Below are 22,877 nucleotides of genomic sequence, written 5' to 3' on the forward strand. Positions count from 1 at the left end.
ATCGAACGTGTCGTGTGGACCGCCCAAATGGCGCTCGGCCTGCGCGACCGCCCGTTCGACATGTTCAGCCCGGGCGCTTCGGTTTGCCCCTGTGCTTGCGGGCTTGGTCGTGATCCGCAGGCGCGGCCTTGCCACGGTGCGCTGGCTTCTTTGCCGGCTCTGCGTCTTTGCGGAATTTCGGCTTCGCCTGCCATCCTGTCCCGCGCACCTCTCCAGCCGGTGCGATGACGATACCGCGCTCGGTGCCGCCGGGCCGTTTGATGTGCTCTGCGAACCCGGCCGCCTTGTCCGCGGCGATCTCGAACCGGGTTTGGGTGTCCTCGATCCTGATCGAGCCGACGTCGCGCTTGGTCACGCCGCCAGCCTTGCAGATCATCGGCAGCAGCCACTTCGGGTCGGCGCGCTGCTTGCGGCCGAGCGAGAGCGTGAACCAGACGCTGCCCTCCATCTCCGGTCCGCGCAGGTCACGCGCCGGGACCGGCCCGCGCTCGATCCGTCTGTCATTCGTGGACGGTCTCGCCTGCATCTCGGTGACTTGCAGAGGGGTAAGGTCCTCCGGCACAGGGCGCGCCGTGAGCTGCTGGCGCAGGAAGGCCGCGGCGAGGCGCTCCGGGGCAACCTTCGCAAGCAGGTCCGCCACGAATGCAGCTTCCCCTTCGTCAGGCTCGCCGGTGGAGAGCGCCGCGTCCATAATGTCCCTGCGATAGCGTGCCTCGATCTCAGCGATGCCGGGTGCGGCACGCTCGACCGCCGTCAGCTTGGCCATCGCAAGCACGCGTTGCGCCGCGCGGCGCCGGTGCTCGGGCACGATGAGGACGCACACGCCCTTGCGGCCTGCACGTCCTGTCCGGCCGGAGCGGTGGAGTAGCGTCGCGGGGTTGCTCGGCACGTCGGCATGGATCACCAGGTCCAGGTTCGGCAGGTCGATGCCGCGGGCCGCGACGTCGGTCGCCACGCAAACATGTGCCCTGCCGTCTCGCATTGCCTGCAATGCGTTTGACCGCTCGGACTGTGCCATTTCGCCCGACAGTGAGACCACCGAAAAGCCGCGGTTGGCAAGGCGTGCGGTGAGGTGGCGCACCGCCTCACGCGTGTGGCAGAACACCAGCGCGCGAGTGCTGTCGGAGTTGAGCAGCGTGTTGATGACGGCGTGTTCGCGCTCGTCCCGCCGCACGAGCATCATCTGGTATTCGATGTCGGCATGCTGGTCGGTCGAGGCGGTCACCGCCACGCGTTGCGCATCCTTCTGAAAGGTCTTTGCGAGTTCCGCGATGCCGCGTGGCACAGTCGCCGAGAACATCAGCGTCCGGCGTTCCGCCGGAGCCGCGCCGAGGATGAATTCGAGGTCCTCGCGGAAACCGAGGTCCAACATTTCATCAGCCTCGTCGAGCACAACGGCGCGCAGCGCCCCAAGGTCCAGCGCGCCCTTGGTGATGTGATCGCGCAGGCGCCCGGGCGTGCCGACGATGAGATGCGCGCCTCGCTCCAGCGCGCGGCGTTCCTTGCGCATATCCATGCCACCGACGCAGGTCGCAATCTGAATGTTCGTCGCCTCGTAGAGCCAGTCGAGCTCCCGCTGCACCTGAACTGCCAGTTCTCGGGTCGGCGTGATGATCAGCCCCAGCGGCCGGTCCGCGGGCTCGAATTGTCCCGCGCTCCCGAGCAGGGTCGAGGCGATGGCGATACCGAAGGCAACCGTCTTGCCTGAGCCGGTTTGCGCCGAAACCAAGACGTCTGCCTCGACATAGCGTCTGTCCGCCATCTCCAACTGGACTGGTGTCAGCTGGCTGTAGCCCTTCGCTTCGAGCGCAGATGCAAGGGCGGGATGGATAGGGGCCGACAAAAAATCGGCTTCGTGGGCTGGAGCCATTTGGGGAACCTCTGTAACCGAGCCGCATACCACAGCCGGCGCCTAGATAACTAAGGATTCGTCATCGGCACCATCGCGACCCCAATGATTGCTCGAGCCGCATCTGCATTCAGGCTGCGGCGTAGTCGCCTTCCCAGCACGAGGCGGAACGACCGCTCGCCGCTCAACCGGCTCGAAACCGGGCGAACCGTTTCCGGCCCCGGAAAGCCGGGTGAATGAACCAGGGCGCCGCTGACCTGATCTGCATGTTTTTGGCGAAGGCAGCGCCCAGTGAAACTGCAAGACCGCATGAACGATACCGATTTCGTGCAGGGAAAGCCCCGCGCAGCGGAGCGCTGAACTTGCCAATCGAGCCGTATGACGGCAGTCTCTGCTCGGCAAAGATGTTCAGCGGGTGAATGCGGGAGTATTCTCCGTCGGGCAACAGGACATGGGAAGCTCCGAAATCATGATCATGGACGGTGGAATCGCCGGTGCCGGCGAGATAGACGAGATAGGTCTGCCTGGACCTCGGTCAGGGCTTCTCAACCGCCGCTCGTTTCTGTTCGGCTCTGCCGTCGGTCTCGGCGCGCTAGGGCTAGGCGGTTGCGTGACCTCCGACGGCATGAGCCGCGCGGAGGCGGCGAAGGTCTACGGGCCGGTCCCCGACGAGAAATTTCCGATCCCGGCGGTCGATGTCAGCAAGGTCGATCCGAAATATTATCGCCGGACGGTGCGCTACGACACCAAGGAAGCGCCCGGTACGATCATCGTCGATCCCGGCAATTACTACGTTTACCGCGTCGAGGACGACGGAAATGCCACGCGCTATGGTGCCAATGTCGGCCGCGCCGGGTTCCTGTGGAGCGGTGACGCTTATGTCGGGCGCAAGGCCGAATGGCCGACCTGGACACCGCCCAAGGAGATGATCCGGCGTCAACCCGAGGCGGCCAAATACGCCAGCGGCATGCCGGGCGGTCTCGACAATCCGCTCGGTGCCCGCACGCTTTATCTCTATCAGAACGGCGCTTACACGCTCTATACGATCTACGCCAGCAGCGTGCCCGAGTCGATCGGCTCAAACATCACAAGCGGCTGTGTCGGCCTCCTCAGTCAGGACATGATGCATCTCTATTCACGAACCCCGATCAAGACGAAGGTCGTCGTCCTGCCGGCATAGGCACGGCGTCAGTCACCGTGCAGGCGCCGCCGGTGCGCGCAGTGCAAGAACAGGGCCGCTCATAGAGTCATAGCGATCGTGGGGGAGCGTTCCCTCAGAGATCGACGGCGCGACCTCCTTATCAAGCAACCTCTCGACCATCCAAGAATCGGGTGTTGCGAACCCCGCAACCAAATCCCGCAACATAAAAAGGCTGTCCCATCACAGGACGGCCTATTTTATATTCTGGGCTAAAGAAACTCGCTCGCTCAGCGCACGTAACGCTCCTCAGCAACGCCGCGGATGGGGGACGGTCCGGCGCGAGCTCACTTGATCGATCAGCGTGCGGAAGACCGCCGCGCCGTTTGGGCCTTCACCTCGTCGTTCTGCAGGCTGTCCTACGGGGCGGCCACGCGGTGGCGGTTATCTCCGCCATTTCGATGCAGGAGCGGCGAGTTGATCAGATTGAACCGAAGCCGCCTCTGAGCACGAGATCAGACTAGCGCAAGCTCGACTATGGTGCCGCGGCCCCTCTGAGCTGGGCTGCCGCCACCGGCTATCTAGCCCAACTTGCCACAGTATTTCTCCAGCAAAGCCCAGCCTTCATCGCCGTACCTGGATTTCCAGGACGCGTAATAGGTACCTCTGTTCAGCCTCTCGCGGAAGGAGGCCAGATCCGGCGTGTTGAAGCGCATGCCCTCGGCCTCGAGCTGCTTCCTGATTTCCGCTTCCCCGTTCATGGTGTCGGAGCGTTCCAGCGACGCAGCTTGGTTCACGTTGCGAACGACGATCTGCCTGACATCGTCCGGGAGGCTGTCCATGCGGCGCTGGTTGGCGATGCACCAGGTGCCCGCCCACATGTGGTTCGTCAGCGAACAGCGCCCCTGCACCTCGAACAGCCGGCCGGACTGGATCACCACCAGGGGGTTCTCCTGGCCATCGACGATGCCCGTTTGCAGCGCAGGATAGAGATCGGCCCAATTGATCGCCGTGGGCGCTGCACCGAGCGCCTCGAACAGCGTGATATAGACCGGGCTGCCGGGGACGCGCAGCTTGAACCCGGCAAGGTCCTCGGCCGTCTTGATCTCTCTGTCCTTCGAGGTGATCTGGCGGAAGCCATTGTTCCAGATGCTCTCCATCACGAAAAGGCCGGACTTGCCGATCTCGCCGCGTAAATAGGCGCCGAGGTCACCGTCCATGGCGCGCCAGACGGTGTCGTAGTCGGGAAAGGAGAAGCCCATGGCATACATGCCGGCGCGCGGCACCAGCGTCGACAGCACCTCGCCGCCGATATTCTGCATGTCGATCGCCCCAGAGCGGACCTGCGACATCACCGAGGCATCATTGCCGAGCTGTGAATCGGAATAGACCTGAAGCTCGACGGTTCCTTGCGTTTCGCTCGCGATGCGCTCGGCCGCCTGGCGGGCCCTTACGACCATCGGATGGGTGGCCGGGAAACCGACCGACCAGCGCAGCCGGTGTTCCGGCGCGGCTTTGGCAGCGTGGAAGGCGCCGATCCCAGCAATGGCCAGGCTCGAGCCGAGAAGCTTGCGCCGTGTAAGTCCAGTCATAGCACCCTCCGGTTGTGGATCGTTTGTTGTCTTGGCTCACGGCAGTTTCAGCGAGATGCCGCTAAGCGTTGCTCCGCGGAGCGCGCCCGGCCGCGGTTTGTGTGACGGATTGGAGCCGACGGTTTTCGGCTGCGTTTGCCTGCAGCTCCAACAGCCGGCTGAGATCATCGACCGATTGGCCCGCCAAAAGAGCGGCGAAAGCGGCGGCCCGGATGCGCGGGCGGTCTCGCGGATCGATCGACTGCAGCCGGTCCCTGATCGTTTCGGCGCCCGCGCCGTATGCCTCCATCCAGGCGCGTCGCTCGGGGCCGAAATCGATGGCGCGCGGATCGGCGGTCGCGCGCGCATGCCGAAGCCGTTCCGTGCCGGCTTCGTCGATGGCATCGTTCATGATGGCGACGCCATAGATCTCAGCCGCACGCGCCAGCGAGACGAAGCCGTCGCGCACATCCTTCAACACCCGCTCCGGATCCCGGAGGAAGGGATCGCCGAGCCCGCCGCCGCCAATCCCTCGCTGAACGAGAATGTCGCCGACCTCCGGGCGCAGGATGAGCATCTTGCCGAGGTCACGCAGGGATCCGTCCTGCGAGCGCAGGGCCGTGCGGCCGCGCGTGCCACAGAGACCGCCCGCCGCGCCCCAGGGCTCGAAGCGGTAGCGCTCCTTGCCGCGCATCACCACCGTCACGTCCGGTTCGGTGACTTCGAGGACATATTCCACCGCGAAGCCGCCGCGCCATGTTCCCGCGCCCTCGCTGTCCGCGACCAACCCGAATTTCCGCACGAGGATCGGGCTTTCCATTTCCAGGATCTCGGTGGGCACGTTCCGGAGAAAGGCAATGGCGAGGTCCACGCCGGACACGCCGTCGCATCCGGGAACGCCGCCGCTTCCGCCTTGCACTGGATTGGCAATCGCGATGCGCTGCTCCAATCCGGATAGCGGCGGCGCGGCAATGATGGTCAATCCGTTCTGACTCGCGCCGACGGCGGGGATCTTGCCGGGAATGGCCTGAGACAGCGCCCCGAGTGTCGCGTCGAAGATGCGCATCGCCGTCATGAAGCGGTTGCCGCAAGCCGCGGGAAAGGCCGCATTCACGACCGAGCGCTCGGGGAGCTTCAGCGCTATGCAGCGCAGGATGCCGGCGTTCAGCTTGAGCTCCGGCCGGCTTGTCGAGACGAAATTGATGAGAGCGAAGGAGAGCAGCGGGTGTCGGCGCTGTCCGCCGGTGGGCAGGTTGAGCGATGCCGGCACTTGCGGGTCTGAGCCCGTGAAGTCGAGCTCGATCTCGCCGTGGCCATTCGATGTCAGCGTGAGTTCCAGACGGATGGGCACGTCGCTGACGAAGTCGTCGTCGAGATAATCCACGAACCGATAGGATCCGGCGGGAATTTCGGAAAGCGCGCGTCTGGCCTGTTGTTCGGTCAGATCAAGGGTCCGGGTGATCGCGCTTCGGACGGCCTCGAATCCGTATTTGCGGGCCAGGCGCTGCATGCGCAATTCAGCGCGATCCATGGCGGACAAGAGAGCGTTGATGTCGCCGAGATTGCGTTCCGGTATGCGGCAGTTGTCGGCGAAGATGTTCCACACCGCGTCGTTGAAGACGCCTTCGCTGTAAAGCTTCGTGGGCCGGATGCGCACCCCTTCCTGAAAGATGTCGTTGGTCGTCGTCGCCAGGCTGCCGGGCGCGCCGCCGCCCACGTCGGAAGCGTGGATGAACGTCCATGAAAAGCAGAGCAGCCGGTCGTCCACGAAGATGGGCTTCAGGAGAAACACATCCGGCAGATGCATGACCATGCCAGAGGTCGAATAGGGATCGTTGGTGATGAGCACATCGCCCGGCCTCCAAGTCTCGAAGGCCTCGATTCCCGGCTTCAGCGGTGTCCCGCACAGGACGGGCACGCAACTGCGCGGATAGGCGAACATCTCACCATTGTCGGCGACGAGTGCTGCCGAGTAATCGAGCGTCTCCTTCACGAAAACCGTATGCGCGGCCCGCATGACGATCGCCGACATTTCCTCGACGATCGCCGAGAAATGGTTGGCGATGATCGCGCTTTCGATGAGCGCGCGATAGTTCGTTTCCGCAGGGGCCGGGTTCATGGCTGCGTGCCTCGATCGAGAATGATGGCGCCCGAGCGATGGTGTCGCGCAGCCCAGCCGTCAGGGACGAGCGTGGTGGAATCGGATTGGCTGATCACTGCCGGGCCGGTGATGACGGCGCCTTCGGGCAGATCGTTCTTGGCGAACAACCCGGCTTCCCGCGGCTTGCCCCGCAGCCAGATGGCCATTCTACCGGGCGGTCTGTGGCCGGCAGCCTGAACCGGTTCTGCGAAGCGACGCGCTGGAAGCTGGGCGCTGACATGGGCTCTGACTTCTTTCACGAAGACTGCAGCCGCGCGCTCCTCATGTCCGTAGATGCGCCGGTAGGCCGCGTGGAAGCACTCGCGAAGCTCGTTCTCCCGCCCTTCGGCAAGAAGCGCGGGCTCGATGGCGACGGTGATCTCGAAGCTCTGGCGCTCGTAGCGCATCTCCGCGCTGAATGTGACGACTTCGCATTCGTGCGCCAGAAGCGTCTCCCGCGACAGCCACGCCCGCGCCCGGGCTTCGAGCCCCTGCCGCGCCCGCCGGAGGGTGGATCCTGCTCCGTCCTCCACTGTCCGATAGACCGGCTCGATGAGGTCGCCTTCCAGATTGGCCTGGAGCGCTCCGATGGCGCTCAGGATGCCCGGTCGGGGCGGAATGACGACCCGGTCGATATAGACCTCCTCGGCGACGAGCGCGCCGAGGAGCGGACCCGCGCCGCCGAAGGGAACGAGCGCGAAATCCGGCGCATCCACGCCGCGTTTGGCAATGACCTTGGTCATCTCGGCTGCCATGGCCGCGACGGCGATCGACACGGCGCCGTCGGCGGCGGCCTCGGGGCTGCAGCCGAGCCTCGCGGAGGTCGTCGACAGGGCGGCGCGGGCCTTGCCGCCATCGAGAGTGATCTGGCCGGCGAGGGGCTGGCCCGCCGGCAGCCAGCCGAGCAAAAGGATGGCGTCCGTCAGCGTCGGCTCGGTTCCCCCGCGGCCGTAACAAGCTGGTCCGGGGTGAGCGCCGGCGCTCTTCGGCCCAACCGTGATGCCGCCAGTCTCGTCGACGCCGATGATCGATCCGCCGCCCGCGCCGATGCTCGATACGGCAATGGTGGGAAGCAGCAGCGGCAGGTCGGCGACATGCTCGTCCGCGCTGAGAACGGGATGGCCGCCGCGGATGACTCCAATGTCGGCGCTGGTGCCGCCGACATCCATCGTCACCACGTCGGCCTCGGCATAGCCGCACTCGCGCAGGATGCCGGCGGCGCCGATAACGCCGCTCGCCGTGCCGGACAGCAGCGCCGAGGCCGGATTGTCGCGGAGGCTCAAGGCACGCTGGCAGCCGCCGTTCGATTTGGTGATGTGAGGTTCGGTCGCAATTCCGCGCTCAGCAGTGCCGCGGAGCAGATCGTCGAGGTAGCGTCCGACCGCCGGGCGGATATGGGCATTGATGGAGGCGAGCACGCCGCGCTCGAATTCCCGTGCCTGCGGCCAGACATGCGACGACAGTTCGAGCGGCTGATTGTCGAAGCGCGATGCGACGATGCGCGCGACCTCTTCCTCGTGACTTGCGTTGATATAGCTGTGCAGGAGGCAGACGACGATGATGTCCGCTCCGTCTGCACGCAGCTCGGCCACGCGTGCGAGGACGTCTTCGCCGTCGATGGGTTCGACTTCTTCTCCCGCGGCGTTCAGCCTGCCGCTGATCTCCTTCACCATCCGCCTTTCCACCAGGGGCGGCGGCCGTCGAGAGGTGAAGACCGTCGGCACGGGTATGGCGAGCCTTCCCAGTTCGAACAGGTCGCGAAAGCCGGTATTGACGAGGGCTCCGAGACGAGCCCCGCGTCGCTCGATGAGCGTATTGACGGCGATGGTGCTGCCGTGGATGTGCACGAGCCGGTCGAGGTCCTGCCGCTGAAGCAGGCCGCGCGACAGAAATTCATCGATGCCACGCAAGGCCGCAACGGCGGGCGCCTCAGGCGTGCTCGGTACCTTCAGCGCGTGAACCTGCCCGCTTGCGTCCAGCAGGGCAAGATCGGTGAACGTGCCACCGACATCGAGGCCAAGCCAGACGAAGTCTTTGCTCATAACAACTGTCCCCGGACATTGTTGCTGTCGCGCGGAGGTTCTCGCCTCATCGACGCGCCAGTGTTGCCAAAGATACAAGCGGCTTCAAACGTATAAGAAAGAAGAGCGGTATCGTATTTTTCGATGGCGCGGCTCCTTTCCCAGTACACCCGATGTGGCTTTGCGCCCGCATGGTGCGCCGGCAAGTCCGCGGCTGACTTGACGGGTCATCCATTCTGCCGCTACAACTTCCCTTAATGAGCGTAAATTAAGTGCAGAAAGGAAAGCCGAGATCGCGCTCGGAACGGCCGAGCGTATCAGCTCAGCGATGGTGTTGGTGTGCAGGGCGCTGGATGACGGCGTGACCCCTGGAGCCGGCCGCGCATGAAATTTTGCTCACCCCAAGTCATGCGCAGGTCATTCGATGACTGGCGCCGCGAATATCTTCAGCAATTCGGGGGCTGCCACGTACGGAGCCGCCCAAGATCGGGAAGGAACTCATGACAGATGATAATACGCCGGAAACTGGCGAGGCGCTGCATCCGACTTCTGCCATTCCCGAGGCGAACTGGTCGCCCGTCGCGCGCTTGGCCAGCAGTATCTGGTTCGGCATGGATTCGGCCAACCGCTGGATCTTTATCAACAAGTTTGGTGTGACCGAAACGGCCCGGCTGGAATTCGAGTTCCTCCGCAAACACCAGGAAGCTCACTTTCTGGATGGTTCGGCTAAACTTGGGCTCCTCGATCATCCCGACCACGTCCGTTGCGCCATGTATCACTGCCTGTCCAATCTCCTGGGCGGCCTCGACATGGGCTATCAGGGCGACAATGGCGATGGAAAAGCCTGGGTCTTCTATTTCGCACCGCAGGCCTATGCGACCGGCCCACTGCAGCCGACCTCGGCGCATTCTGCAGTGCCGATCGAAGTGGTGCTGCGCACATTCGAGGCTTGGCACGCCAACAATGGGCCGGTGCTGGGCAACGACCGCCTCTTCTTTACCCTGACCGATCTGATCCAGGCAGGCGGACCTTATGACGCCGGCTATTTCTCCGAGGCGCCCGGGCCGGTGCCCCCCGACAAGCGCTATGTCATTCGGCTCGGCGAGGAACGCGGAATTCCCGGCTCGCCTCCGGCGCTCGGGCCAGCCGAGTGGCCGCAGGGCCGGCGTGACGGGGCACTGCGCAAGTATAGTGCCGAATATGCACTTGGCGGACTGGCGCAGATTGCGCAGTTCAAAGGTATGGACGTCGCCATCGACATCGCAGAGCACTCGCATCGTGATGTCTTCGTCGCCTGGGCACGTCCGCTCGCCGCAGAGTGGAAGATCGATCGGAAGGCCTCACCCGAAAGGCAGGTGAGTTGGTTTTTCGAACAGTGCTTCGGCCTCCTGGGCGACACATTCACGACCATCGAGGACGGCCGGGATGTCCTTCTGAAGCACGATCGGACCCGCCTGCGCGTTCCGCAATATCCCGGCTGGGAATATCCGCCGGCCGATATCGAGCGGGCCTTTGCGCGCGCCTGGGCTGTGATCTCCCGGTCGATCGGCCCCGAGGTGCTCGTCCATGTGGAGCAATCACGCTCTGAAGGCGCCGAGGCGACCGTCTGGCGTTTCCGTCGCAGCGGACGATAGGCGGGCCGATGTCGTACCCTCGCCGGGCGATCTCGGCGAGGGCGTCATCCGGCCAAACGGTGCTTCGGCAATAGGTCATGGAGCGGATGCCGGAATCTGCTCCTTCAAATGTCGGCATTCGGAACAGCCGAACGCGCGGCGGGGGGGCGCCCCCGCCGCGCAATAGACGAGTAACGGGTGACTCGCTCGGCTCAGGCGAAGCGCACCATCACATGGCGAACGACGGAGTAATCTTCGAGGGCGTAGACGGACATGTCCTTGCCGTAGCCCGACTGCTTCAGGCCGCCATGCGGCATCTCGCTGGCGAGCATGAAATGGCAGTTGATCCAGGTGCAGCCGTATTGGAGGCGAGTGGCTGTTTCCATCGCCCGGCTGATGTCCGAACTCCATACGGATGAGGCAAGGCCGTATTCGGAATCATTGGCCCAGGCTACCGCCTGCTCAGGTTCGGAGAAGCGCGTGACGGATACGACCGGCCCGAACACCTCCCGCCGCACGATTTCGTCGGACTGCAAGGCGCCCGCGACGACCGTCGGCTCGAAGAAGAAGCCGGAGCCACTCGCCGGCCGTCCGCCGGCGGTGATCTCGATATGCGAGGCCTCGCGCGCCCGCTCGACGAAGCTCGCGACCCGGCCACGCTGCCGTTCGGAGATCAGGGGGCCGATATGATTCTGCTCGTCGTCCTCGTGCCCATAGCCGATCGTGCCGACGGCGGCGGTGAGATCCGCCACGAGGTTGTCGTAGATCTTGGGGCCTGCATAGATCCGGCAGGCTGCCGTGCAGTCCTGGCCGGCGTTGTAGTAACCGAAGGTCTTCAAGCCCTCGATCACCGCCGAAAGATCGGCGTCGTCATAGACGATGACCGGGGCTTTGCCGCCGAGTTCGAGATGTGTCCGCTTGACGGATTTGGCTGCCGCGGCCAGCACCTTCTTGCCCGTGGCGATATCGCCGGTGAGCGAGATCATCGACACCTTGGGATGGTGGATCAGCGCGTTGCCGACGCTTTCGCCCCGTCCGAGCACGACGTTGAGAACGCCGGCGGGAAAGATTTCCGCTGCGATCCGCGCCAGTTTCAGGGTGGTGAGCGGGGTCTGCTCGGACGGCTTGAGCACAACCGTGTTGCCCGCGGCGAGGGCCGGCCCAATCTTCCAGGCCGCCATCATCAGCGGATAATTCCAGGGCGCGATGGAGGCGACGACGCCGATCGGGTCGCGGCGGATCATCGAGGTATGGCCGGGCAGATATTCGCCGGCGGCGCTTCCGGTCTGAACCCGTGCGGCGCCGGCGAAGAACCGCAGCACGTCGACGATGGCGGGTATCTCGTCCCGCAAGACAGCCCCGTAAGGCTTGCCGCAGTTCAAAGCTTCGAGCCGTGCGAAGTCGGCCGCTTCCGCCTCGATACGATCGGCGAGCTTGAGCAGATAGCCGGAACGTTCGGCGGGTGTGGTTCGCGACCAGGCGGCAAAGGCTCGCTCGGCCGCGTCGACCGCGGCATCGATCTGCGGCGGGGAGGCTTCAGGAAGTTCGAGAATGGTGGCGCCGGTCTTGGGCGCCAGGATCTTTTCCGGTCGTTCGCTCCCCGCGACGAACTCGCTCCCGATCAGCATCTTGGCGTCCAAATCGACGTGCGCTGGCGTGGCCGACATCGTGACTCCTGTGGTCTTGCTATCCTCGTCGCCGGTATGACGAGGAGAGTTGAACATGGGCTGCGCCAAGACCGCCTTGGCTCGCCTGGACGCTTGTCGCGGGGCAACCCATCGGCCCGCCCGTCGGCATCTGTCCGCGCGGCGCGGTCCTCAGGGCCTGGCATATCCTTCAGCCGAGGCCCCTCTGCCGTGACACCATTCAGTATACCGGCTTTCGACCTGTATGGCGCCAGCTTCCGCAAAATGATCTTGGATGGCCATGACAAAATGCAGAAACCGGCAATCGGAAAAATACATAGCACCGAAATCCCTCGGCAGTTGCTCGCGAGTACGATGCCGAAGCGCTCGCTTTCAAGGGATAGTACTCGGCTGCCGCAGCTGACCAGGCATTCTCATCTGAATCGGGGGTATCGATCGTGGCATTTTCCTTCCGACAGATACGCTATTTCGTGGCAACCGCAGAGACCGGATCCGTATCCGTGGCGGCGCGTCAGCTCTCCATCTCGCAATCCTCGATCAGCAAGGCCATTCAGGACCTGGAGCATGATCTCGGATTCAAGCTGCTCGAGCGCGCCTCGCATGGAATGACGCTGACACTGAAGGGGCAGCAGTTCTTCCGCCACGCGCAGAAGATCCTTTCGGAGGTGGCGAGTGCCCGCACTGCCTTCTCCGGCGCCGCGACCAAGCTCGAAGGGGAGCTCCGGCTCGGTGTCACACCGATCGTTTCCGCCTATGTGCTGGCCGATATTCTCGCCCGCTTTCGGCGCGCCTTTCCGCTCATCGACGTAACGGCTGTCGAGGAGACGCGTGAGCATCTCGGCCATATCCTCATCAGCGGCGAGTTGGATATAGCGATCATGATCCTGCCGGGCGACGGAATGTCCGCGTTCAACACCGAACCGGTCGCGATCTCGCGTTACAAGGTCTGGATTCCGATCGGTCATCCGCTGGGCCGCCTGGACCAGGTGAGCTTCGCCGATCTCTCGACGCAACCGCAGATTCTGTTGAGCGGCGACGAGATCGACGATGTGTCGGACATCATCTGGCGTCGCCGCAACGTGCATCCGCCGATCGCCTTCAGAACTCGTTCGATCGAGGCCGTTCGCAGCCTCGTGGCGACAGGCGCCGGTATCGCCGTTCTTCCCGATCTCGCTTTCAGGCACTGGTCGCTGGAGGGCGACAAGATCGAGGAGCGCGAGATCGAGGATGGTCTTCCCCCCGTTCCTGTAGGTCTCGTCTGGCGTCGCGGCTCGCAACTCTCGGAAGCCGCGCAAAGTTTCGTCTCCATGGCCCACAGCGGGCGGGGTCGATAGAAAATTCGAAAATCACGCTCCTAAAAAAAGAATTTGCGAAATCTTCCCGCTCGCCCAACCCTGGTTCCGGCGAGCCTTCTCGGCACGCTGGTGATCCCTGACGAGGACGACGTCGTCGATAGCCGCATTGATGCGGCGATCTTGTGACCGTCACCGCGCCGTTCGCACCGCATCACCATTCTGTCGGCCGCAAAAAAAAGACCAATATTCGGAGATCTTGTATGGCGCTGCGACGAACCACTGTGGAAGAGCTTGCAACGAAAGCCGCGCGGACGGTCGGTGCGCGCCTTGCCGAGCATGTGGCGCGCACGCCGGACAAGGTCCTCCTGTCGATGCCCGGCGTGGAATACACCTACGCCAGCTTCCATGCCGAGACGAACCGGATGGCGCGCGGCTTTCAACGGCTGGGCGTGAAGAAAGGCGACACGGTTTGCCAGATGCTGCCGAACTGCCCGGCTTTCCTGCTGAACTGGATTGCGCTGGCAAAGTTCGGCGCGATCGAAGTGGGCGTGAATACCGAGTTCTCGGGCGACGCTTTGGTGCGGCTCCTGAACGTATCGGAAGCCAGGATCCTTGTTCTCGACGCGCAGTTCGATGCAGCCATCGCCAAAGTTGCTGCGGAGCTCGTACATCTGGAGCACATCATCATCCAGGGGCCGAGCGAATACCGCGCCCACGAAGGCTTGTCGCACTTTACCATCAGCAGGCTGGAGGATCTGCCGGACGCCTCGGCTGAAGATGTGGCGGCGGATGTTTCTCGTATCGACACCTTGATGCTCGTCTTTACGTCCGGAACGACGGGCGTGTCCAAGGCGGTGGAGATCAGTCACAGTTACGCGCTGCATTTCGCCGCGGAAATGATCGACAATTGGGGGCTCGGCGAGGATGATGTTCTCTATTCGCCTTACCCGCTCTTTCACACCGAAGCGTCGGTCCTGACCTTCCTAACCGCGCTTCATTGTGGCGCTCGGGCGGCCATCGCTCCGAAATTCAGTGCATCGCGCTTCTGGGACGAGATACGCCATTATGGCGTGACCTTCACGACCTTCATGGGCGCGGTCACGACGATCCTCTATAAGCGCCCGCCCGAACCGAATGATGCGGACAATCCACTGCGCCTCGTCTCGAGTTGCCCGACGCCGCCATTCTGGCGGGAGTTCGAGAAGCGCTTCAACCTGAAGATCGTCGAGACATATGGCGCGACGGAATGCTGCCAGCCGAGCTGGGATCCGCTCGATGTTCCGCATCGCGACGGCGCCTGCGGCAAGATCACGGATCGTTATGAAGTGCGGATTGCGGACGATTTCGACGAAGCCGTTCCAACCGGCACGATCGGCGAGATCCTCATCCGGCCGAAAGAGCCCTACACGATGATGACCCGTTACTTTCGCAATCCGGAAGCAACCGCCGAGGTCTTCAAGAATCTCTGGTATCACACAGGGGATCTCGGTCATCGCGATGGCGACGGATATCTCTACTTCATCGGGCGAAAGAAGGATTCGATCCGCCGTCGCGGCAAGAACATTTCCGCCTTCGAGGTGGAAGAGATCCTGAACAAGCATCCCGCGATCCTCGAATCGGCCGTCATCGGCGTGCCCTCGGAGTTCACCGAAGACGAAGTGAAGGCCGTCATCGTGCTCCGGCCCGACCGGTCGGCGGACCCCGTCGAGATCATCGCTTGGGCGATGGACAACATGCCTAAGTATTACGTGCCGCGATACGTCGAGATCACGGTAGAGCTTCCTAAGAGTTCTACAGGAAAGGTGCAGAAGGTTGAGCTCCGCGAGCGGTGGAGAAACGCCAGTACCTTCGACGGCGAAGCTGGCACTATCATCAACAATGTGGAAGCTCGATAATGTCTGACACGATCTGGAAGGGGCCGAACTGGTCCAAGGAAGCGCGGCTGTCGAGCCAGGTGTGGTTCTGCATGGATGCGGCGACGCGCTTCATTCTGTTCGAGCGCTGGGGGCGTGAGGCGACCGTCGAGCTGGAGTTCCAGTTCATGCGGCAACATCAGCTGACGCATTTCCTGGACGGTGTGCAGAAGCTCAACCTGATGAGCGATCCGCACCCGCAGCTCTGCGCCAAATACCACTGCCTGTCGAACCTGCTCGGCGGGATCGACATGGGCTACCGGGATGAAGGCGAGCGGGCCTGGGTGTTCTACATGCCGCCGCATTTTGCCGGTGCGAGCCCGCTGTTGCCGGGACCGGCCACGCCGGCCGTTCCCATCGACATCATGATGGCTAATTTCAAGGCTTGGCATGCCAATAACGGCGTGCTGCTGGGCAATGATCGCCTGCGCTTCGTCGCGACCGATCTGATCTTCGCCGGCGGCCCCTTCGACGCGGGCTACTGGGACGAGGCGCCGCGCCCCTTGGGGCCTGACGAGCGGCTGGAGATCCGCCTCGGAGAAGTGCGCGGTCGCCCTGGGCCTCCGCCCGAACTGGGCGTGGCCACATGGCCGCAGGAGCGGCGCAACAAGGCTCTGCGCAAGTACAACGCCGAATACGGCATCGGCGGTCTGGCCGAGATCGCGCGCCGCCGGACCATGGAGGAAGCCGTCATCATCGGCGAGGCCTCGCATCGGGCCGTCTTCGTGAGCTGGGCGCGGCATTTGATCGAGGAATTCGGCATCAAGGAGACGCGCCCCGGGGCACGCACGGCAGACCTCTTCCAGAAGTCCTTCGAGCTGCTTCAAGACGAGTTCGATCGACATGCCGAGGGCAAGGATCAGCTCCTGGTGCACAAGCGGACCCGCTTGAGCGTGCCGCAATACGAGAACTGGCAGGTGCCGCCGCGGCCCATTGAGGAGGCCTTCGCGCGGGCATGGACGGTCGTCTCGCGCGCCGTCGGCGACCCCGTCGAGGTGTCGATCGTGCAATCGCGATCCGAAGGAGCCGATCACACCATCTGGCGTCTGCGCCCCACCGATTGGTGAGCGGATTAAGCGTGGCGCGGCGGAACCGCGTCACCGGGCCTGCGAAAGGGGGAGCAACCCATGTCGAATGCCGATCTTCTCGACCGCCGCTTGCGGGCCGTACCGCGTGGCGTCGCTACCGCCTATCCGGTCTACGCCGCAAAGGCGGATAATGCCGAGCTATGGGATGTGGAAGGCAACCGGTATGTCGACTTCGCCGGCGGCATCGCGGTGGTCAACACCGGGCATAGGCATCCGCGGGTGGTCGAGGCCGTCCGCCGGCAGCTCGATGCCTATACGCATACCTGCTTCCAGGTGATCCCCTACGAGCCTTACATCGCCGTGGCGGAGCGCCTCAACGCGCTCGCCCCGTTCTCCGGACCCGCCAAGACGATCCTCTTCAGCACCGGGGCGGAAGCCACGGAGAATGCGGTGAAGATCGCGCGCGCCGCGACCGGCCGCTCGGGCATCATTTCCTTTGCGGGCGGCTTCCACGGCAGAACGCTCGTGGCGTCCGCGATGACCGGCAAAGTGGTGCCGTACAAGAAGAACTTCGGCCCGATGCCGCCCGAATTCTGGCATCTGCCCTTTCCGGTTGCCCATCACGGGGTGAGCGTGGCCGACACGCTGCGAAGCCTCGAATTCCTGTTCCGGGCGGATGTCGAACCCTCGCGGGTCGCTGCTTTCATCATCGAGCCCGTTCAGGGGGAAGGCGGCTTCTACGAGGCTCCGCACGAGCTTCTCGCAGAACTCCGCAGGCTTTGTGACGCGCATGGTATCCTGCTCATCGCCGACGAGGTGCAGACCGGCTTTGCCCGAACCGGCCGGATGTTCGGCATCGAGCACTCCGGAATCGAGCCGGATATCGTCACGGTGGCGAAATCGCTGGCGGGAGGCTTCCCCTTGTCCGGCGTCATCGGCCGTGCCGCGATCATGGACGCGCCGGAGCCTGGCGGGCTCGGCGGCACCTATGCCGGCAACCCGCTCGCCTGCGCCGCGGCGCTCGCGGTGCTCGATGTCATCGACCAGGAGAACCTCCTCGCGCGCGCCAATCAGATCGGTGCGGCGACCAAGGAGCGGCTTACCGCGATCGCCAGTCGCAATGACGTCGTTCCGATCATGGCCATTCGTGGTCCGGGTGCCATGATCGGCTTCGATATCGTGCGGGAGCACGGTGCCTATCAGCCCGACCCGGAAGCGACGAAACGCGTGACCCAGGCAGCGCTTGCCGAGGGGCTCGTTCTTCTGTCCTGCGGCGTCTTCGGCAATGTGATCCGGATCCTTGTTCCGCTCACCGTGCCGGATGCGATCCTGGAAGAGGGATTGCAAAAACTCGAACGCGCGCTTGTCGCGGCACGTCTGTGAAGTCGTTTCCGCTCACCAGGGCGCAAGTCCCGAACAAGGTCGGTATGCCCGGATAAGAGATATTCGAATTTCGCGATCGACCTTTTCTCAAATTAGAAATGGCGGGGTGCTTCATCCGGATCAATGCTTGATCAGCCGATGCGACAAGCCGGCCGGATGCTCCTAGTCGGCCCTGCATACCGAGCGCACATCAACAAATCCCGATGCAAGAACGTCGGAGGGGAAAGGATTGCACATGAGCATGCGGCATGTACTTTCGAGCTTCTCATCGCGTCGGAAGAACGGCGCCCTAACCGCGCGGATCCTCGTGATCGGGGCAACCATGCTCCTCGGTGCGGGCATCGCCCCGGCCGAGACGCTTCGCCTCTCGACCTTGAAGATGCCTGGCTCCGACAGCGTCAAAGCCCTCGAAGAATTCAAGGCGAAGGTTGCGGCAGATACCAACGGGCGCGTCGAGATCAAGATCTATCCGGCCAGCCAGCTCGGCGATTGGACGGAGGTCTATGAGCAGGTCATCCAGGGTTCGGTGGACATGGCGCTACAGTCGCTGTCATCGGCCGATGACCGGCGCCTGGCGATTACCTGGTTTCCCTATGTCTTCACGGATTACAAATCGGCCGAGACTTCGCTCAGCCCAGGCGGCACGGCCTTCGAAATCGTCAACGGCATCGTGGCGGACAAAGGCATTACGCTGCTCGCGGTCTATGGCACCGGTCTCGGCGGCGCCGGATTTTCGAAGCCGGTCAATGCTCCGGAGGATCCGGATGCCAAGCACAACCTGAAGGTCAGGGTCTGGCAGGGCGGCACGACCCACCGCGTCATGCTGGAGCGGCTCGGCTACAACGTCGCGACGCTCGCCTATTCCGAACTCTATACGGGCATGCAGACCGGCGTCGTCGATGGGCAGATCGGCGGCACGGCGCAGATGGCGCTCGACGCCTTCAAGGATGTCACCAAGACCTGGATCCAATACAACGATCATTACGAGCACGATTGGCTCTTCATCAATTCGGGGAAACTCGCCTCGCTCTCGCCCGAGGACCAGAAGGTCATTCGGAAATATGCAGCAGAGATGGCTGCCAAGCGCTTCGCCGAGACCAAGGCCGCTGAGGATGCGGCGCTCGCAGAAATGCGCAAATTGGGCATCACGGTCGTCACCTTCGACCCAGCCACCCTCGACACGATCGTCAAAGTCGTGCGGCGCGAAGTCTGGCCGAAGATCGTCGGCGAGGTCGGCGACGACATCATGGCGCGTCTCAAGCAGTCTCTGAATATCGAGTGACAGGGCTCGACGGGGGACCAAACGACCGCGAGGAGCCCTGCATGCGACCTCCAGCTGTGCCCGACGGGACCGACGTTGCGGAGCGTTCTTCGTCCGCCGCCCTGCACCGGTCTTGGTCGGTCAAGGGTGGAGCGGCGCTGTGGAAGTGGCATCTTGATCTGCAATGCATCGCCATGGCCGCCTGCATGGCCGCGCTGACGGTCTCCATCTTCATCGAGGTCGTGACCCGTTACGTCTTCAGCTATTCGATCTTCGCGCTCGAGGATTTTGCCAAATTCGCAGCGAGCTACATGTATTTCATCGGTGCCGCACACGGCGTATGGCAGAAAGAGAATGTTTCGTCGAGCATGCTCGAATATGTCATTCGCGGAAAAAGCGCACTGACCGTCGCGACACATCTCCGTGAGATTATAACGATCGTGATATCCTTCTGGATATTTATTTGGGCCTGTCGCTATCTCCATTTCGTCTATCTGCGCAACACCATCTCCGTCGAACTCGGCCTGCGGCTCTACTGGGTATTCGGAATCATACCGCTGTCGATGGGGCTGATGACCCTCTACCAGGCGCTCCACTATCTCCAATGGATCGGCGCAAAGCGAGCAGCGGCATCATGAGCATCTTCATTGCCGACGGGCTGCTGCTCGCCTTTCTGATAGCACTCGGCGTGCCCATCTCGCTGAGCTTCGCCGGCGCGGTGATCTTCCTCGTCCTTGTCGGCGATTTCGGCGACCCGAGCTTTCTCATCGGCGCCGGCTACACGCAGATCGCCTCGAGCGCCATTCTCGCCGTGCCTTTGTACATCCTGGCCGGCAATATCATGAGCCGAGGCGGCATGGCCGCCTGTCTCGTCAGCGCGGCCGAGCGCCTCGTCGGCAAGACGCGCAGCGGCCTCGGCCTGATCACCGTCGTGGTCACGGCGGTGTTCGGCGCGATCTCCGGCTCCGCCGTCAGCGCAGTTGCGGCCGTCGGCTCGATCATGATCCCGCGCATGGTCGAAGCCGGCTACAGCCGCGGCTATGCCGCCTCGCTTGTTTCCGCTGCTTCGGTGCTCGCGCTGCTCATTCCGCCGACACCACTGATGATCATCTATGGCTGGGCAACAGGTGCGCCGATCATCGCCTGCTTTCTCGCCGGTGTCGTGCCCGCATGCCTGCTGATCGGCATCTTCATCGTCATCAATGTCGTTTATTCGCGCCGTAGATCGGTCGTCGTACTTCCGTCCGAGCAGAGGTCGGCACGGCTGCCGTTGCAAACGGCAGGTACGCTCGCCGTGCCTTTCATTATTCTCGGCCTCATCTACGGCGGCGTCACGACATCGACGGAGGCCGCCGCCGTGGCGGTGATCTATGCCATCCCGATTACGCTTCTGCTCTTCCGCAGCCTCGGCTACCGCGACATCTTCAGCCTGACCTGGCAGTCGGCACAGATGACCGGAATCATTCTGATCATGGTCTTCTTCGCGGCGATGCTCAGCCGTCTCTGGATCATGGAGAATATTCCGCAGGAGATCCTGCGCGGATTGATGGCAATCAGCACGAATCCTATCGTCATTCTGCTCATGGTGAATTTCTTTCTGTTCCTCATCGGCATCTTCATGGACGACGTCAGCGGAATTCTGCTGTCGGCGCCGCTGCTTGCGCCGGTTGTCAGCACGGTCGGCGTGGACCCGATCCAATTCGCGGCCATCGTCGGAACGAATCTCGGCATGGGCGTGCTCACGCCGCCTACCGCGCCGATCCTCTATTTCGGCGCCATGATCGGCAAGACGGCCATAGAGCCCATGGTGAAGCCGACGCTCGTCTTCATCCTCTGCGGCTATCTGCCGGTGATCCTGCTCACGACTTTCATGCCGGAACTTTCGAAGGCGCTTCCTCGCCTCGTGCTGGGAACGCCGTGAGGCATAGGTGAAGACGATGGCAAAACCCGTTCGTTTCTACAGCCCTTATGACGACGTGCATCCGGATATGCACCCGTTCCTCGACGCCTGGGCTGCGGTCACGGAGGTGCCGCTGCATAGGCTCTCCGCCAACGAGGTGCGGGCCAAGCTCAATAGCCTCGGCAAGGACAGCCGTCCGCCGCGTCCCGCGGGCGTCGAGGTCGAAGACATCCGGTCGCGGCTCGGCGATCGCATCCTGCCGATGCGGATCTATCGCCCCGCGGGCGCTGTCGGACCGCAGCCTGTTCTCCTCTATTTTCACGGCGGCGGCTGGACGATCGGCAGCCTCGATTCGCATGATCGATTTCTGTGCTTCTACTGCGAGCACAGCGGCGTCTCTATCGTCGCGGTCGATTACCGCCTTTCGCCGGAGCACAAACATCCAGCGCAGATCGAGGACGCCTATGACTCTCTGCTTTGGCTGGCGGAGAATGTCGAGCAGTTGGGCTTTGATCCGATGCGGCTCGGCATCGGCGGCGACAGCGCCGGCGCGCAGATGGCGACCGCCGCCTGCCTCCTGGCGCGCGAGCGGGGAGGGCCGCAGCCCCGCTTCCAGCTGCTGATCTATCCCGTGCTCGACAGCAATTTCGACCGCTATTCGTGGTGGCGCTACCGCGACGGGCCCATCCTGACGCGGGATTGGCAGATTTGGTGCTGGCAGAACTGGCAGCACGGCGACAGCCCGGTTCCCGATCCGATTGCCTATCCCTTGCAGGCGGAGGATCTGTCGGGTCTGCCGCCGGCCCATGTCGCCGTGGCGGAAATCGACATCCTTCATGATGAGGGCGTGTCTTACGCGGAGCGGCTGCTGAAGGCGGGCGTGCCCGTGACGCTCCAGGTCTGCCGGCGGCTACCTCACGGCTTCATGCGGGCGATGTCTGCCAGCGACTATGTCGCCGGGCAGATGCGCCTGATCGCCGATGCCATGCGCGCTGGTCTTTGAGAGCGCCCGCTACGCCCATGCGACTGCTCGTGCAGCAACAATAATCGGAGGGTAACAGATGACGACCATACGTTCGAAAATGGCGGGCGCCATGCGGATCGGCCTCGCCGCGATGGCATCCATGGTTCTGCTGTCGGTGGGGAGCGAGGCGGCCGAGCGGGTGGTCTGGCGCGCTTACACGTACAACACCGTGGCAACGGTGGTGCCGAATGTCGGCCTCACGCGGATGTTCGAGGAGATTGAGAAGAAGAGCAATGGAATGCTCCATATCGATCTGCATCTCGGCGGCTCGCTGCCGATCAACGCCACTAACATCACCGCCGCGGTGAGCGATGATGTCGTGACGCTCGCTGATGATGCTTTTTTCACGGGCAATATTCAGATCGGCAATCTGCTCAGAATGCCGCTGCTCCTGCAGTCTTTCGCCGACTACAAGACCGCTCAGGAGATCATCTTTCCCTATATGGAGCGGGCCTATGCCAAGAAGGGCATCATCCTTCTCGGGCAATACACCTATCCGCCGGCGGTATTCTGGTCACGCAAGAAGCTGGAGGGCGTGAAGGACATTGCCGGACAGAAGATTCGCACCAGTTCCACCGAACAGAGCGAGCTCGTGCGGCGCTTCGGCGGCATACCCGTCACGATCACCACGCCGGAGGTGGCTCCGGCTGTTGATCGCGGCGTCATTGACGGCAATCTCACGAACAGCGGCAGCGTGAACAGCCTGTGGCGCGATCTCTTCAAGTATCGCTATGACCTGCCGACCTCCTTCGTGAACGCGCCGATCATCGTCAACCAGGCCGCTTTCGAACAAGTGCCGCCCGAGACCCAGGCTATCGTGCGCGAGGCGGCCAAAGGGGCGGTGTCCTGGATCACGGATGCCATTCTCGCCGACGAGGATCGGCTCACCCAAAAACTCGTCACCGAGACAGGCTTGAAGGATAACAAGGCGAGTCCCACCGACATTAAAGCCGTCGAGGCCGGTCTCGTGGCCTATTGGGAGCAATGGGCGAAGGATCATGGGCCGGAAGCCGTCGAGGCGCTTGCACGGATCCGTGCCGCGGTAGGGCGGTGAACAGATGGTGCCATGGCGCTACGTCTTGAATCGGCTTGGTG

The 22,877-nt window shown here is 63.2% G+C and carries 16 protein-coding genes; 11 read left to right on the plus strand and 5 right to left on the minus strand.

Features of this window, described 5'->3' with window-relative positions; translation table 11 throughout:
• Window positions 1–64: 64 nt before the first annotated feature.
• Window positions 65–1,843: a DEAD/DEAH box helicase gene (locus ACFQU1_RS11815; RefSeq protein WP_378134024.1), complete on the minus strand. Its 1,779-nt coding sequence runs from the start codon at window positions 1,841–1,843 to the stop codon at window positions 65–67.
• Window positions 1,844–2,318: 475 nt separating this feature from the next.
• Here ACFQU1_RS11815 and ACFQU1_RS11820 point away from each other — a divergent pair, with 475 nt between their 5' ends.
• Window positions 2,319–3,029 (plus strand): L,D-transpeptidase, encoded by a 711-nt coding sequence (locus ACFQU1_RS11820; protein ID WP_378134026.1) that lies wholly within the window; start codon window positions 2,319–2,321, stop codon window positions 3,027–3,029.
• A gap of 539 nt (window positions 3,030–3,568) precedes the next feature.
• Here ACFQU1_RS11820 and ACFQU1_RS11825 read toward each other — a convergent pair.
• From ACFQU1_RS11825 to ACFQU1_RS11835, 3 genes are all read right to left on the minus strand, one after another.
• Complete coding sequence (locus tag ACFQU1_RS11825; protein WP_378132665.1) at window positions 3,569–4,579, minus strand: TRAP transporter substrate-binding protein; 1,011 nt, start codon at window positions 4,577–4,579, stop codon at window positions 3,569–3,571.
• A gap of 61 nt (window positions 4,580–4,640) precedes the next feature.
• Complete coding sequence (locus ACFQU1_RS11830; protein ID WP_378132667.1) at window positions 4,641–6,677, minus strand: hydantoinase B/oxoprolinase family protein; 2,037 nt, start codon at window positions 6,675–6,677, stop codon at window positions 4,641–4,643.
• Window positions 6,674–8,740 carry a hydantoinase/oxoprolinase family protein gene (locus ACFQU1_RS11835; RefSeq protein WP_378132669.1) on the minus strand — a complete coding sequence of 689 codons (2,067 nt, stop codon included), beginning with the start codon at window positions 8,738–8,740 and terminating at the stop codon, window positions 6,674–6,676. Before ACFQU1_RS11835 ends, ACFQU1_RS11830 begins: the two co-directional genes overlap by 4 nt.
• Window positions 8,741–9,219: 479 nt before the next feature.
• Between ACFQU1_RS11835 and ACFQU1_RS11840 the strand changes: the two genes are divergently transcribed.
• A complete protein-coding gene (locus ACFQU1_RS11840; RefSeq protein WP_378132671.1) occupies window positions 9,220–10,353 on the plus strand; it encodes a hypothetical protein in 1,134 nt (377 codons plus the stop codon).
• A gap of 191 nt (window positions 10,354–10,544) precedes the next feature.
• Here ACFQU1_RS11840 and ACFQU1_RS11845 read toward each other — a convergent pair whose 3' ends face one another.
• A complete protein-coding gene (locus ACFQU1_RS11845) occupies window positions 10,545–11,972 on the minus strand; it encodes a gamma-aminobutyraldehyde dehydrogenase (RefSeq protein WP_378134028.1) in 1,428 nt (475 codons plus the stop codon).
• A 443-nt stretch (window positions 11,973–12,415) separates the two neighbouring features.
• On the opposite strand from ACFQU1_RS11845, the gene ACFQU1_RS11850 reads away from it, so the two are divergent.
• The 9 genes from ACFQU1_RS11850 (at window position 12,416) to dctP (ACFQU1_RS11890) (ending at window position 22,836) form a co-directional block, all read left to right on the plus strand.
• Window positions 12,416–13,312: a LysR substrate-binding domain-containing protein gene (locus ACFQU1_RS11850; protein ID WP_378132673.1), complete on the plus strand. Its 897-nt coding sequence runs from the start codon at window positions 12,416–12,418 to the stop codon at window positions 13,310–13,312.
• A gap of 143 nt (window positions 13,313–13,455) precedes the next feature.
• The gene (locus ACFQU1_RS11855) at window positions 13,456–15,168 is read left to right on the plus strand and encodes an AMP-binding protein (protein WP_378132675.1); all 1,713 of its coding nucleotides are present in this window, start codon (window positions 13,456–13,458) and stop codon (window positions 15,166–15,168) included.
• Window positions 15,168–16,253, plus strand: a complete 1,086-nt coding sequence (locus ACFQU1_RS11860) for a hypothetical protein (RefSeq protein WP_378132677.1) — start codon at window positions 15,168–15,170, stop codon at window positions 16,251–16,253. Before ACFQU1_RS11855 ends, ACFQU1_RS11860 begins: the two co-directional genes overlap by 1 nt.
• 60 nt (window positions 16,254–16,313) lie before the next feature.
• Entirely contained in the window at window positions 16,314–17,597 is a 1,284-nt protein-coding gene (gene gabT, locus ACFQU1_RS11865) for a 4-aminobutyrate--2-oxoglutarate transaminase (protein ID WP_378132679.1), read from the plus strand.
• A 235-nt stretch (window positions 17,598–17,832) separates the two neighbouring features.
• The gene (gene dctP / locus ACFQU1_RS11870; RefSeq protein ID WP_378132681.1) at window positions 17,833–18,879 is read left to right on the plus strand and encodes a TRAP transporter substrate-binding protein DctP; all 1,047 of its coding nucleotides are present in this window, start codon (window positions 17,833–17,835) and stop codon (window positions 18,877–18,879) included.
• Between the two features lie 41 nt (window positions 18,880–18,920).
• A complete protein-coding gene (locus tag ACFQU1_RS11875) occupies window positions 18,921–19,496 on the plus strand; it encodes a TRAP transporter small permease (RefSeq protein WP_378132683.1) in 576 nt (191 codons plus the stop codon).
• Window positions 19,493–20,779 carry a TRAP transporter large permease gene (locus ACFQU1_RS11880; protein ID WP_378132685.1) on the plus strand — a complete coding sequence of 429 codons (1,287 nt, stop codon included), beginning with the start codon at window positions 19,493–19,495 and terminating at the stop codon, window positions 20,777–20,779. Before ACFQU1_RS11875 ends, ACFQU1_RS11880 begins: the two co-directional genes overlap by 4 nt.
• A 16-nt stretch (window positions 20,780–20,795) precedes the next feature.
• The gene (locus ACFQU1_RS11885; RefSeq protein ID WP_378132687.1) at window positions 20,796–21,761 is read left to right on the plus strand and encodes an alpha/beta hydrolase; all 966 of its coding nucleotides are present in this window, start codon (window positions 20,796–20,798) and stop codon (window positions 21,759–21,761) included.
• Between the two features lie 58 nt (window positions 21,762–21,819).
• Window positions 21,820–22,836: a TRAP transporter substrate-binding protein DctP gene (gene dctP, locus ACFQU1_RS11890; protein ID WP_378132689.1), complete on the plus strand. Its 1,017-nt coding sequence runs from the start codon at window positions 21,820–21,822 to the stop codon at window positions 22,834–22,836.
• The last annotated feature ends 41 nt before the right edge of the window (window positions 22,837–22,877 follow it).

Source organism: Chelatococcus sp. GCM10030263 (genome assembly GCF_042666455.1).
Lineage (GTDB): Bacteria > Pseudomonadota > Alphaproteobacteria > Rhizobiales > Beijerinckiaceae > Chelatococcus.

Bases quoted from the DNA above. Each gene is read 5' to 3' on its own strand.
- ACFQU1_RS11840 (WP_378132671.1), top strand. From the start codon at position 9,220: ATGACAGATGATAATACGCCGGAAACTGGCGAGGCGCTGCATCCGACT.
- ACFQU1_RS11830 (WP_378132667.1), bottom strand. From the start codon at position 6,677: ATGAACCCGGCCCCTGCGGAAACGAACTATCGCGCGCTCATCGAAAGC.
- ACFQU1_RS11820 (WP_378134026.1), top strand. From the start codon at position 2,319: ATGATCATGGACGGTGGAATCGCCGGTGCCGGCGAGATAGACGAGATA.
- ACFQU1_RS11885 (WP_378132687.1), top strand. From the start codon at position 20,796: ATGGCAAAACCCGTTCGTTTCTACAGCCCTTATGACGACGTGCATCCG.
- ACFQU1_RS11835 (WP_378132669.1), bottom strand. From the start codon at position 8,740: ATGAGCAAAGACTTCGTCTGGCTTGGCCTCGATGTCGGTGGCACGTTC.
- dctP (WP_378132681.1), top strand. From the start codon at position 17,833: ATGAGCATGCGGCATGTACTTTCGAGCTTCTCATCGCGTCGGAAGAAC.
- ACFQU1_RS11860 (WP_378132677.1), top strand. From the start codon at position 15,168: ATGTCTGACACGATCTGGAAGGGGCCGAACTGGTCCAAGGAAGCGCGG.
- ACFQU1_RS11880 (WP_378132685.1), top strand. From the start codon at position 19,493: ATGAGCATCTTCATTGCCGACGGGCTGCTGCTCGCCTTTCTGATAGCA.
- ACFQU1_RS11825 (WP_378132665.1), bottom strand. From the start codon at position 4,579: ATGACTGGACTTACACGGCGCAAGCTTCTCGGCTCGAGCCTGGCCATT.
- gabT (WP_378132679.1), top strand. From the start codon at position 16,314: ATGTCGAATGCCGATCTTCTCGACCGCCGCTTGCGGGCCGTACCGCGT.
- ACFQU1_RS11875 (WP_378132683.1), top strand. From the start codon at position 18,921: ATGCGACCTCCAGCTGTGCCCGACGGGACCGACGTTGCGGAGCGTTCT.
- dctP (WP_378132689.1), top strand. From the start codon at position 21,820: ATGACGACCATACGTTCGAAAATGGCGGGCGCCATGCGGATCGGCCTC.